We start from the raw sequence: 12,116 nt of genomic DNA, 5'->3' as shown, positions 1-12,116 counted from the left end.
AAATTAATAAATGCGAATTATTATTGTTCAATGTGGGCGTTTGTTGCCAAAATGCCACCGGTTGCGCCGGCGGTTGGCCCTAGCCCATGGGCCACAGCGGCACCGCCAGGGCCAGCGCCAGCAAGGCCAGCAGCGGCATGCGGCGCGGCAGCCAGGTGGCGGCGGCCGTGGCGGCCAGCGCGGCCAGCGACCAGGCGGTGAACCACCAGGCCAGGCTGATCGGCACGGTCAGCGTGCCGGGCCGGCCCAGGGCGAGTATCAGCGACAGCACCAGCAGCGCGGCGCCCGCACGGCGCAGCAGCCGCAGGCGCTGCACGCTGCCGGCGCGGGCCCAGGCATCCTCATGGTGCCGGTCCATGCCCAGCGCCATGCCGCACCAGCCGGTAAAACAAAGCAGCAGCTCGAACATCGCGCTCAGGCCTCCTTGGGCTGATTGGCCACCGGGCGGGCAGCCGCCGCACGCGGCGCCGGGCGGGCCGCACGCGCTGGCTGGCCCGGCCGCATGCGCCAGGCCAGCGCGCCCAGCATGGCCCCGGCAGCCAGGAACGACAGGTCCATGCCCGCCCAGGCCCATTCGCCCGCGGGCAGCGTGATGCCCAGGTGCGCGCCGGTGGTGAGGGCATTGACGGCGGGCAGCGATGCAAAGGCCGCGGCCGCCAGCGCGAGCAGCAGCGTCCAGCCGCGGCGCCCGGGCAGCAGTGCGGCAATGGCCAGGGCCAGGCCCCAGGCCGCGAAGAAGCAGTTCAGTTCGGCGTCGGCGCGCGCCTGCATCTGCAGCGGCAGCAGCCGGTTGGCCGCAAGGTAGCAGGCCACGGCCAGCGGCAGGCCGGCAAGCGCGGCGAGGTTCAGCGTTTCCACCAGCCGCTCGCCCCGCGCCGGCACGGCGCCGGCGGCCTTGCGCTGCGATTGGGCACGGCGCTTGACGAGCCACAGCACCAGGCCGGTGGCGATCATCAGGCTGCCCAGCACGCCGAAGCCGAACAGCGCCCAGCGCATGCCGGGGCCGGCAAAGCGGGCCAGGTGCAGGCCATAGAGCACGCCATAGGTCCGCACGGCGGGGCTTTGCACATCGGCCATGCCCAGGCGCTTGCCGCTCACGCCGTCGAAGCGCAGGTGGGCAGGGCGGTACTGCAGGCGGTCGCCATCGTGGCGCGACACCTCCAGCACCACGGTGTCGCCATCGCGGCGGGCATGGAGGCTGGCAATGCGGCCGCCGTGCCATTCGGTGCGCACGGCGTCCAGGATGGGGTCTAGGCCGATCAGCGGCAGCGGGGGCGAGGCGTTGGCGCCGCTGCGGTTCGCCCGGTTGGGCGGGTCTCCGAGCAGATCTGCGAAATAGGCTTGCGAGTCCGCGCCCTTGGGGCCGGGGTAGGCGGCCGCGATGCCCGCGGGCATGTAGAGGGTGTGGAAGATCATCAGGCCGCTGAAGGTGATCATCAGGTAGAACGGCAGCGCCAGCACGCCGCTGACGTTGTGCGCGTCCAGCCAGGCGCGCTGCCCGCCCTTGGCCGGCCGGAAAGTGAAGAAGTCCTTGAAGATGCGCCGGTGCGTGACCACGCCGGTGAGCAGCGCGATGAACATCAGCATGGTGGCTGCGCCGACGATCCAGCGGCCCTGGATCACCCAGCGGCCATTCTTGGCGGTGCGCAGCTCGAAGTGGAAGCGGTAGAAGAATTCGCCGCCCATGGTTTCGCGTGGATGCAGCGCCTGCCCGGTTTCGGGGTCCATGCGCAGGGTCTGGAAGCGCCCATTGGCCTGGTCGCGCCAGAGCACGGAAACCCAGGGCTGGCGTTCGTCGGGCAGCCGCATGATCCATTGGCTGACGCCGGGCGCCTCGCGGTGCAGGGCCTGCTGCGCGCGCTGCGCCACATCCTGGCTGGCCGGCGACAGGCCGTGCAGCTCGGGCTGCATCCACAGGTTGAACTCGGTCTTGAAGTACGACAGCGTGCCGGTCAGGAAGATGGCGAACAGCAGCCAGCCCAGCACCAGCCCCGACCAGGTGTGCAGCCAGGACATGGCCTGGCGAAAGCCTTCGCGCGGCGCTTGCGCGGCGCCTTTCATTGCCAGGCCTCCAGCCAGCGGGGCGCCAGCACGACCAGCGCCAGCGCCATCGCGGGCAGGCCGATGCCGGTCCAGGCCGACCAGGCGCTGCGCGCCCAGAAGGCCCAGCCCGCGGCCAGCGCGTACAGCGGCCAGGCCAGCATCGTGGCCCAGAGCACGGCCTCCACACGCGGCAGGCTGTGGGCCAGCAGCAGGGTCAGCACGGCGGTGCCTGCGGCGGCCAAGGCATAGCCGCCCAAGGCGGCCGCCAGCGCCCGCGACGCAATGGCGGCCCGGTAGTGTCCATCGACGCGGGCGGTTTTCATCGGGGCGCCCCCTGCGATGGGCGAGGCGAAGGCGGCAGGAGAGCGGTGCGGCAGTGCATGCGGTTTTCGGTGGGCGGGGACAGGTCTGGCAGACCCAGGAAACCGGGGCGCTGGCTGCAGGAGGAGGAAGTTCGAATCAAGCGGTCATTCTATCTTTAAACACGAATGGTTCTCAATAACTTTAATGAATGGCTATGCCGCCGGGCATTCTGCTGCGGCTTGCAAACCGGCCTGTCGCCAATACATGCTAAGGTGCGCAACGGCGGCGAGCGCTGGGTAGTTATTGATAGTTATTGAATATCAATATTATTAAATCAATTTACTTCATTAATTGGTGCGTATCCCCTACACTTGCTGCTATCGAATGTTTTTCATCAACCAGAGGAAAGAGCAATGTCCCTGATCAACACGCAAGTCCAACCCTTCAAGACCACTGCTTTCGTCGCCCGCAACGGCGGCAAGGGCGCCAAGGGCGAGTTCATCGAAGTGACCGAAGCCGACCTCAAGGGCAAGTGGTCCGTGGTGATCTTCATGCCGGCAGCCTTCACCTTCAACTGCCCGACCGAGATCGAAGACGCCGCCAACAACTACGCCGAGTTCCAGAAGGCCGGCGCCGAGGTGTACATCGTCACCACCGACACGCACTTCTCGCACAAGGTGTGGCACGAAACCTCCGATGCGGTGGGCAAGGCCCAGTTCCCGCTGGTGGGCGACCCCACGCACCAGCTGACCAACGCCTTTGGCGTGCACATCCCCGAAGAAGGCCTGGCGCTGCGCGGCACCTTCGTGATCAACCCCGATGGCGTGATCAAGACCATGGAAATCCATTCCAACGAGATCGCCCGCGACGTGTCGGAAACCCTGCGTAAGCTCAAGGCCGCCCAGTACACCGCCGCTCACCCCGGTGAAGTCTGCCCGGCCAAGTGGAAGGAAGGCGAGAAGACCCTGGCTCCTTCGCTGGACCTGGTCGGCAAGATCTAAGCCTTTTCGGCCTCACACACTGCTTGTAATGCACTGAAGACGCCCGGGTGCCGGTGGCGCCCGGGCTTTCTTTTGCCCCAACTGAAAGGAATCGCCATGCTCGACAACAACCTCAAGGCCCAGCTGAAAGCCTACCTGGAGCGACTGACCCGGCCAGTCGAGCTGGTGGCGACCCTGGATGGCGGTGAGAAATCGCAGGAAGTGCGCGAACTGCTGCAAGAGATTCGCGAACTCACCGACAAGATCACCGTGGTCGAGAACAACGAGCTGCCCGTGCGCAAGCCCTCGTTCCTGATCACCAACCCCGGCACCGACACCGGCCTGCGCTTTGCGGGCGTGCCGCTGGGCCACGAGTTCACCTCGCTGGTGCTGGCGCTGCTGCAGGTGGGCGGCCACCCGTCGAAGGAATCGGCCGAGCTGCTGGAGCAGATCCGCAGCCTCGACGGCGACTACCATTTCGAGACCTACTACTCGCTCTCGTGCCACAACTGCCCGGACGTGGTGCAGGCCTTGAACTTGATGAGCGTGCTCAACCCGCGCATCACCCACACTGCCATCGATGGCGGGCTGTTCCCCCAGGAAGTGGAGCAGCGCGAGGTGATGGCGGTGCCCATGGTGTTCCTCAACGGCCAGCATTTCGGCCAGGGGCGCATGGCGCTGGCCGAGATCGTCGGCAAGCTCGACACCAATGCCGATGCCCGCGAGGCGGCCAAGCTCAGCGCCAAGGAGGCGTTTGACGTGCTGATCGTCGGCGGCGGCCCCGCCGGCGCGGCAGCCTCCGTGTATGCGGCGCGCAAGGGCATCCGCACCGGCATCGCCGCCGAGCGCTTCGGCGGCCAGGTGCTGGACACGGTGGACATCGAGAACTTCATCTCGGTGCAAAAGACCGAAGGCCCGCAGTTCGCCGCGGCGCTGGAGCGCCATGTGCGCGACTACGACGTGGACATCATGAACCTGCAGGCCGCGACCGAGCTGGTGCCGGCCGCGGACGCGGGCGGGCTGATCGAGGTGAAGACCGCCTCGGGCGGCAGCCTCAAGGCCAAGACGGTGATCCTGTCGACCGGCGCGCGCTGGCGCAACATGAACGTGCCCGGCGAGGACGAGTACCGCACCAAGGGCGTGACCTACTGCCCGCACTGCGACGGCCCGCTGTTCAAGGGCAAGCGCGTGGCGGTGATCGGCGGCGGCAACTCCGGCGTCGAGGCCGCGATCGATCTGGCCGGCGTGGTGGCGCATGTCACGCTGCTGGAATTCGCCCCCGAGTTGAAGGCCGATGCGGTGCTGCAGCGCAAGGTGCGCAGCCTGGAGAACGTGGACATCATCCTCAACGCGCAGACCACCGAGGTGAACGGCGACGGCAAGAAGGTGACCGGGCTGAGCTTCAAGGACCGCACCAACGACGAGCTGCGCCAGCTGCAGCTCGAAGGCATCTTCGTGCAGATCGGCCTGCTGCCCAATACGCCGTGGCTCAAGGGCGTGGTGGAGCTGACGCCGTTCGGCGAGATCAAGGTCGATTCGCACGGCCGCACCAATGTGCCCGGCGTGTTTGCCGCGGGCGACTGCACCGATGTGCCCTACAAGCAGATCGTGATCGCCGCGGGCGAGGGCGCCAAGGCCGCGCTCAGCGCCTTCGACTACCTGATCCGCACCAGCGCGCCGGCGGCATAAGCAGCCGAGTTGTTGGAGCGAAAAGCCAGCCCGTTCGGGCTGGCTTTTTTTCGGGTTCTTCACGGATTTGCGGGGAACCTGGGGCTGACTGGCGGCGATCGGCCAGGGGCGGTCGATCAGCATTTGCTGCTGGTAGCTATATCTAAGGTGTGCAGCGTTTTATAGAATTGGGCATGAATATCGACGACATCAGGGGCCGCTTGGCCTTTCTCCAGGAGGCTGAAAAGCTCAAGAGCGTGCTGCGAAGCTCGCACACTTCGACGGGCAGAGAGGAGAGCACCGCCGAACATACCTGGCGCTTGTGCCTGATGGCAATGACCTTCGCGGACGAGATGGCAGGCATGGACTTGCTCAAGATTCTCAAAATGTGCATCGTTCATGACCTGGGCGAAGCCATTCACGGGGACATCCCCGCTATAGAGAAGAACCAGCATCCTGACAAAAGCGCGCAGGAAAAGACCGACCTTTTGCACTTGACGCGCTCGCTCGATGAATCCCACCGGACTGCCATCTTAGAGCTCTGGCAGGAGTATGAGGACGCCTCATCACCCGAAGCGAAAGCTGTTAAGGCGCTGGATAAGCTTGAAACAATCCTTCAGCATAACCAAGGGGTCAACCCGCCTGATTTCGACTACGAGTTCAATCTGACCTATGGTCAGAAGCACACGAGCGCCGACCCACTTTTCGCATTGATGCGCAGCATCATTGATGAGGCCACGCGTCAAAGATTGGCCGAAAAAACCAGTTCTTTGTGACCGCAAAGGGTCGAACCACAACACCCACGGACATCCGCAAGATCCTTTTCATGCGCCTTGCCGCATGCGCATGCCTACAATTTTGGCCAGGGCGCTGTGCCCAGCCATGGGAGTGAAGCATGCGGATGCGTTTGAGGCGATTGCGGTTCTGGCTGGGGCTGGCGGCATGCCTGGCCCTGGCAACGGCCTCCCGGGCGGCCGACGAGCCGAGGGTGCCGCCCGAGGTGCTCAAGCTGGCGCTGCAGATCGGCGGCGAGCCTGTCGAGGTGGTGGCGCATCTGTACAAGCCGCCGGGCGACGGGCCGTTTGCGCTGGTGATCTTCTCGCATGGCCGCGCTTCCAACCGGCTTGACCGCGCCAGGCTGCGCAACCCGGTGCTGGCCGGGCATGCCAACTACTGGTTGAGCAAGGGCGTGGCGGTGGTCGCGCCGGTGCGGCCGGGCTATGGCGAGACCGGCGGCAGCGACCGCGAAGACTCGTTCACCCAATGGGATGGCGACCAATGCCGCAGCAACCCCGACTACACCCGCACGGCCGAACATGCGCGCGACACCGTGGTCGCCACCTACCGCTGGGCGCAGCAGCAGCCCTGGGTGCGCAAGGATCGCATCCTGCTGGAAGGCCAGTCGGTGGGCGGGCTGGCGACGGTGGCCGCCGGCGCGCTCAACCTGCCGGGCGTGGTGGGCTTGGTCAATTTCGCGGGCGGTGCCGGCGGCAATCCCGGGCGTTCGCCCGGCAGGAGCTGCATGCCGGGGAATCTGACGCAGACCTATGCCGCGTTGGGCCGCCAGGCCCGGGAGCCCAGCCTGTGGCTGTATGCCGAGAACGACCTGTACTGGGGGGCCGAGGCGCCGCGGCAGTGGCATGCGGCCTTCCAGGCGGGGGGCAGCGATACCCGCCTGGTCCAGACCGGGCCGGTGGAGGGGCACGACGGCCACCAGCTGCTGAACTACGGCGGCCGGATGTGGAGCGGGCCGCTCAATGCCTTTGTGCGGCAGATCGGTTTGCTATCAAATTGATTGCTTCTGGCGATTGCTGTGTATGAATTTTAGGTATTTTTATATTGGAAATCGTTGATAGGAGAGCGCCAGGCGCTCTCTTTTTTTGCTTAGCGCGCCGCCATGGCCTGCTCGATCCAGCCATCGAAGCTCTTTTGGTGGGCCTTGATCCAGGCGTCGACATGGCGTTCGATGTCCGCCGGCTTGTTCTCGCCGTCGCGCATGCGCAGGTTCTGCGCGGTGATGTCGGCCACCGGCACCTGCATCAGCGCGAACAGCTTGGCGGCGGCGGGATTGGCGTCGGTCCAGGCCTTGTTGGCCAGGATGTACTGGTTGTTGGGCTTGAAGCCGTAGTTCTTGCCGTTCGCCAGGCGGGTGTCGTCGTTGCCCTGGGCATGGGGTACGTTGGGCACTTCGAGCCAGCGCACTTCCTTGCCGGGGCGCAGCACGCCGCTGACCCAGTAGGGCGTCCACACGTAGTACAGCACCGGCTGGCCGGCCTTCTGGCGCGCGATGGTGTCGGCGATCAGCGCCGCATAGTTGCCCTGCACGTGGTGGATGCTGCCCTCCAGGCCGAGCAGCTTCAGGTGCCGGTTGATGGCCAGCTCGCAGCCCCAGCCGGGATTGCAGCCGGTGAGATCGGCCCGGCCGTCGCCGTCGGTGTCGAAGAGCTTGGCGATCTTCGGGTCCTTGAGCTGCATCAGGCTGGTGATCTTGTAGCGGTCGGCGGTCTTCTTGTCGATCAGGTAGCCCTGCGCCGCATCGCGCGAGAACACGCCCTTGCGGTAGTAGGCCTTGGCGCCGCCATTGCTGTCGTAGAAGCCCTGGTGCAGCGGAATCCAGTGGGTGGCGGTGAAGGTGGCGTCGCCGTTGGCGATGACGATGTGCTGGGTGCCGTTCTCCAGGCTCTTGGGTGGCTTGACTTCGTAGCCCAGGCGCTGCAGCGCGCGCGAGACGATCAGGGTTTGGAAGGCTTCTTCGTCCACCGTGCCCATCAGCGGCTGCACGCTGACGCCGGCACCGGGCAGGGGTTGCGGCTGGGCCGCTGCGCTGCTGCCGATGCCGGCGGCCAGCGCGCCGCACAGCGCGAGCGCGGCCAGGCGGATACGAGGGGTTGGGGTGTGCACGATCACGCGATAGATCTCCTTTCAGCAAAGAAAAATGGCGCACGCCGGCGCCGTTGAAACGGGGGGAGTTACTTGCCGGCCGCGGCCGCGGCCTTGGCCTGCGCGATCCAGCCGTCGAAGGTCTTCTGGTGGGCCTTGATCCAGCCGTCGGTGTGGCGCTCGATGTCGGCGGGCTTGTTCTGGCCGTTCTTCATGGCCAGGTTCTCGGCGTTGATGTCGCCCACCGGCAGCCGCATGACCTCGAACAGCTTGGCCGCCGCCGGGTTCTTGTCGGTGAAGGCCTTGTTGGCGACGATCTTCTGCGTGTTTAGCGGGAAGCCGTAGTTCTTGCCGTCGGGCAGCTCGGTCTTGACCTTGGCCTGGTCGCCGGGCAGCGCGGTGAAGGGCACCTGCAGCCAGACCACGTCCTTGCCGGGGCGCAGCTCGGCGCTGACCCAGAACGGCGTCCAGGTGTAGTACAGGATGGGCTTGCCGGCGCGGTAGCGGGTGATGGTGTCGGCCATCAGCGCCGCATAGCTGCCCTGCACGTGGGTCACGGTGTCGCGCAGCTTGTAGGCGCTGAGCTGGAATTCGATCGCTGCCTCGCAGCCCCAGCCCGGCGTGCAGCCGGTGAGGTCGGCCTTGCCGTCGCCGTCGGTGTCGAAGATCTTGGCGATCTTCGGGTCCTTGAGCTGCTCGATGCTGGTGATCTTGTACTGGTCGGCGGTCTTCTTGTCGATCAGGTAGCCCTGGGCGGCGTTGTTCGAATACTCGCCCTTGCGGTAGAGCTTGGCGTCGCCGCCGGCGTTCTTGTAGAAGTCGGCGTGCAGCGGGTCCCAGTGGTCGGCCATGAAGGTGGCGTCGCCGTTGGCGATGGCGACGTGGGCGGTGGCGTATTCCACTTCCTTGATGGGCTGCACGTCGTAGCCGAGCTTGCTCAGCGCGCGGCTCACCAGCAGGGTCTGGAAGGTTTCCTCGGCGATCGAGCTCTTGAGCGGCTGCACGCTCACGCCCTTGCCGGGCAGCTCTTGCGCCTGGGCGGTGGCCGCGGCCAGGGCGAGCAGGCTGGTGGCCAGCAGCGGATGGAAGGTCTTGGTCATAGGGCTCCTTTGCTTGGGTTTTGAGAAGATGTTGGGGTGGATCAATGCGCGGTGGAATGCAGCCCGGGGGAGGCGCCGTCCGCCTCGTTCGCGGCCGCCGCGGGGCGGCGCAGCAGCCGGGCGGCCAGGCCGGCGGGGCCGGTCTGCCACCAGTGGCGCACGCCGCGGCGGCTCTGGCCCAGCGCCTGGGTGATGCGGTCGAGCATGATGGCCAGCAGCACGATGCCGATGCCGCCCACGGTGGCCAGGCCCATGTCCAGGCGGCCGATGCCGCGCAGCACCATCTGGCCCAGGCCGCCGACCGCGATCATCGAGGCGATCACCACCATCGACAGCGACAGCATCAGCGCCTGGTTGATGCCGGCCATGATCGACGGCATGGCCAGCGGCAGCTGCACCTTGAACAGCATCTGCAGCGGCGAGGCGCCGTAGGCGCGGCCGGCCTCGATCAGGTCGGGCCGCACCTGGCGGATGCCGAGGTTCGTCAATCGAACCAGCGGCGGCAGCGCGAAGATGATGGTCACGATCACGCCGGGCACGTTGCCGATGCCGAACAGCATCACCACCGGCACCAGGTAGACGAAGGCGGGCGTGGTCTGCATGGCGTCGAGGAAGGGGCGGAACACGCGCTGGGCGCGGTCGCTCGATGCGAGCAGGATGCCGAGCGGCAGGCCGATGACGATGCAAAAGACCAGCGAGGTCAGCACCAGCGATAGCGTCACCATCGCCTCGTTCCAGATGCCGAGCATGGCCACGGCCAGCAGCGATACGACGGCCCCAATGGCCATCGCGCCGCCGGCGAACTGCCAGGCCAGCAGGCCGAAGATGGCGACGATGGCCAGCACCGGCGCCGCGGTGAGCAGGTGCTCCACACCCGAGAGCGTGCCGTCAATCGGCGCACGCACGGTCTGGAACAGCGGCCGGAAATGCGCCACCACCCATTGCAGTCCATGGTTGATCCAGTCTTCCACCGGCATCGAGCCGTCCCACAGCTGCTGGATGTGAAAGCCGCCATCGGGCAGCGCGCCCGCGGCCTGCTGGACGCCATCCACCGCATTGGCGGCTGCGCCATCGGTGCCGCCGCCCAGCCAGTCGCTGCTGCCGTCCGACGGCGCGGTGGCTGCGGCCCAAGGGTCATCCGCGGCGGCATTGCCTTGGGTGGCCGGCGCGGCTGCCGCGGCCGAGGTATCGGCCGCCGGGCTTTGCTGCAGCCACGAGGCGTCTTGGCCGCCGGTGAGCGGTGCCGGATCGGGGGCAACGGCGGGGTTGGCGGGGGTGGCGTTGGCGTTGTCTTGCAATTCGTTCATCTGGTTCATGCGGCGCTCCTGGGTTCAGCGGTGTTGGCGGCGGGGTCTGGATGGCTTGGCGGCACCGGCGGGGTGTCGCGGTCCAGAAAGCGCAGCAGGGTGTTCTTGCTGATCACGCCGGCAAAGCGGCCGTCGCCGCCCACCACCGGCACGGGGCAGGGCGATTGCGCCACCTGGCCGAACAGGCTGGCGACCTGGGTGTCGGCGGCAATCGGCTCCACCTGCGCCAGGTATGCGTGCTGCAGCCCCAGCGGCCCGACGTGGCCCTGCAGCGCGGCGCGCAGCGAGTCGGCCGAGACCGTGCCCAGGTATTGCCTGCGCGGCGAGAGCACGTAGGCGAAGTCGCGGTCGGCCTCTTCGAGCAGCTGCAGCGCGGCGCGCGAGCCGCGCTCGCGGCTTTCGGACACCACGGTGAGCGCGCGGCGGGCGATGTCGCCGGCCTTGAAGACCGCGGCCGCATCCACGCCGCGGATGAAGTTGCGCACATAGTCGTTGGCCGGGTTGCGCAGGATGTCATCGGGCGTGCCCACCTGCACCACCTGGCCATCCTTCATGATGGCGATGCGGTCGCCGATGCGCATGGCCTCGTCCAGGTCGTGCGAGATGAAGACGATGGTGCGGCGCTTGACCTCCTGCAGGCGGAGCAATTCCGACTGCATCTCGGTGCGGATGATCGGGTCCAGCGCCGAGAAGGCCTCGTCCATCAGCAGGATGGACGGATCGGACGCCAGCGCCCGCGCCAGGCCCACGCGCTGCTGCATGCCGCCCGAGAGCTCGTCGGGGTAGCTCGCGCCCCAGCCGCCCAGGCCCACCTGCTCCAGCGCCTGCGCGGCGGCGGCCTGGCGTTCGGCGCGGTCGATGCCCGCCAGCTCCAGGCCGAAGGCGGTGTTGTCCAGCACCGTCATGTGCGGCATCAGCGCGAACGACTGGAACACCATGGAGATGTCCTTGCGGCGCAGCGCGCGCAGTTCGCGGTCGCTCAGCTGGTTGATGTCCTGCCCGTCGACCAGGATGCGGCCGGCGGTGGGCTCGATCAGGCGGTTGAGCATGCGCACCAGCGTGGACTTGCCCGAGCCCGACAGGCCCATGACGACGAAGATCTCGCCGGCCTCGATGTTGAAATCGGCATCGAAGACGCCGATCGACTGCCCGGTCTGCTCCAGCACTTCCTTCTTGCTGGCGCCCTGGCGCACCAGGTCGAGCGCGGCTTGGGGGGAGTCACCGAACACCTTGAATACGTGTTCGATGCTGATGGATTTGGCCATGTTGTTGTTTCCCTCGATGGTTGGATGGCCCGGAGCGCGCTGCTGCGCAGCCCGGCGCAAAGCCGTGCCGCCATACCCTGAGGCCCGATCAATCCAATCACGGCGCCAATGTCGAAGGCGCCCAGGCAAGCACCCTCATCGCGAGGGTGAAACACACCACATGTGACCAACATCAAAACCCGCGCCATGAACGCCGGCAAAGGCCGGGCATGGCCACGGGGTCTCTCGTGCGCATCGGAAGAGGTCCGGTTGGGAGGACTTCCGATCACGCGAGCGCGGCGGAGGCTGTGAAAAGGCCGCCGCGCCGGGGCATCAGGGCCGGTAGCCGGCCTATAAGCTGACGGACTTCGGCGTGACCGAAGACCCGACGGAGACAATCTGCACGCGCGGAGCGCACAAATTACCTGCAATGCAGGTTGTAAAACACTGCGCTAGTCTATAAATTGATAGCGTATGTGTCAAAACACAGGTTTTTAATTTTGTGGTAATTGCGCCGGTTTTCGCATGCGCGCTGGCGCAGCTCGCCGCAGGTGTCAGTCGCATGTAAGTGCGGCAAGCCACAGTTGCATG

The 12,116-nt window shown here is 66.5% G+C and carries 11 protein-coding genes; 4 read left to right on the top strand and 7 right to left on the bottom strand.

Translation table 11 applies throughout. The features are described from left to right. Window positions 1–79: 79 nt before the first annotated feature. From ACODRX_RS08170 to ACODRX_RS08160, 3 genes are read right to left on the bottom strand one after another with little or no spacing between them, the layout of a single operon-like run. Window positions 80–409 (bottom strand): DUF3325 domain-containing protein, encoded by a 330-nt coding sequence (locus ACODRX_RS08170; RefSeq protein ID WP_488870827.1) that lies wholly within the window; start codon window positions 407–409, stop codon window positions 80–82. Between the two features lie 5 nt (window positions 410–414). Beyond that, complete coding sequence (locus tag ACODRX_RS08165) at window positions 415–2,061, bottom strand: PepSY-associated TM helix domain-containing protein (RefSeq protein ID WP_488870825.1); 1,647 nt, start codon at window positions 2,059–2,061, stop codon at window positions 415–417. Continuing rightward, window positions 2,058–2,366 (bottom strand): DUF3649 domain-containing protein, encoded by a 309-nt coding sequence (locus tag ACODRX_RS08160; RefSeq protein ID WP_488870823.1) that lies wholly within the window; start codon window positions 2,364–2,366, stop codon window positions 2,058–2,060. The genes ACODRX_RS08165 and ACODRX_RS08160 overlap by 4 nt, the downstream gene beginning before the upstream one ends. Before the next feature lie 393 nt (window positions 2,367–2,759). Between ACODRX_RS08160 and ahpC the strand changes: the two genes are divergently transcribed. The 4 genes from ahpC (at window position 2,760) to ACODRX_RS08140 (ending at window position 6,789) form a co-directional block, all read left to right on the top strand. Next, window positions 2,760–3,347, top strand: a complete 588-nt coding sequence (ahpC, locus tag ACODRX_RS08155; protein ID WP_488870822.1) for an alkyl hydroperoxide reductase subunit C — start codon at window positions 2,760–2,762, stop codon at window positions 3,345–3,347. Window positions 3,348–3,443: 96 nt separating this feature from the next. After that, window positions 3,444–5,015: an alkyl hydroperoxide reductase subunit F gene (gene ahpF, locus ACODRX_RS08150; RefSeq protein ID WP_488870821.1), complete on the top strand. Its 1,572-nt coding sequence runs from the start codon at window positions 3,444–3,446 to the stop codon at window positions 5,013–5,015. Window positions 5,016–5,188: 173 nt separating this feature from the next. Next, window positions 5,189–5,770, top strand: a complete 582-nt coding sequence (locus tag ACODRX_RS08145) for an HD domain-containing protein (protein WP_488870819.1) — start codon at window positions 5,189–5,191, stop codon at window positions 5,768–5,770. A 119-nt stretch (window positions 5,771–5,889) separates the two neighbouring features. Next, window positions 5,890–6,789 carry a dienelactone hydrolase family protein gene (locus tag ACODRX_RS08140; protein ID WP_488870818.1) on the top strand — a complete coding sequence of 300 codons (900 nt, stop codon included), beginning with the start codon at window positions 5,890–5,892 and terminating at the stop codon, window positions 6,787–6,789. A gap of 89 nt (window positions 6,790–6,878) precedes the next feature. Here ACODRX_RS08140 and proX (ACODRX_RS08135) read toward each other — a convergent pair whose 3' ends face one another. From proX (ACODRX_RS08135) to proV, 4 genes are all read right to left on the bottom strand, one after another. Then, window positions 6,879–7,901 (bottom strand): glycine betaine/L-proline ABC transporter substrate-binding protein ProX, encoded by a 1,023-nt coding sequence (proX, locus tag ACODRX_RS08135; RefSeq protein ID WP_488870816.1) that lies wholly within the window; start codon window positions 7,899–7,901, stop codon window positions 6,879–6,881. Window positions 7,902–7,963: 62 nt separating this feature from the next. Further along, window positions 7,964–8,974, bottom strand: coding sequence for a glycine betaine/L-proline ABC transporter substrate-binding protein ProX (proX, locus tag ACODRX_RS08130; RefSeq protein ID WP_488870815.1), 1,011 nt, complete (start codon window positions 8,972–8,974; stop codon window positions 7,964–7,966). A gap of 41 nt (window positions 8,975–9,015) precedes the next feature. Beyond that, window positions 9,016–10,290, bottom strand: coding sequence for a glycine betaine/L-proline ABC transporter permease ProW (gene proW, locus ACODRX_RS08125; RefSeq protein ID WP_488870814.1), 1,275 nt, complete (start codon window positions 10,288–10,290; stop codon window positions 9,016–9,018). Then, window positions 10,287–11,546, bottom strand: a complete 1,260-nt coding sequence (gene proV / locus ACODRX_RS08120) for a glycine betaine/L-proline ABC transporter ATP-binding protein ProV (RefSeq protein ID WP_488870813.1) — start codon at window positions 11,544–11,546, stop codon at window positions 10,287–10,289. The genes proW and proV overlap by 4 nt, the downstream gene beginning before the upstream one ends. Window positions 11,547–12,116: the final 570 nt, after the last annotated feature.

The organism is Comamonas sp. FG99, from assembly GCF_057808605.1.
Note: the sequence above shows the minus strand (reverse complement) of the source record. Positions and strands in the feature narration are given on the sequence as shown.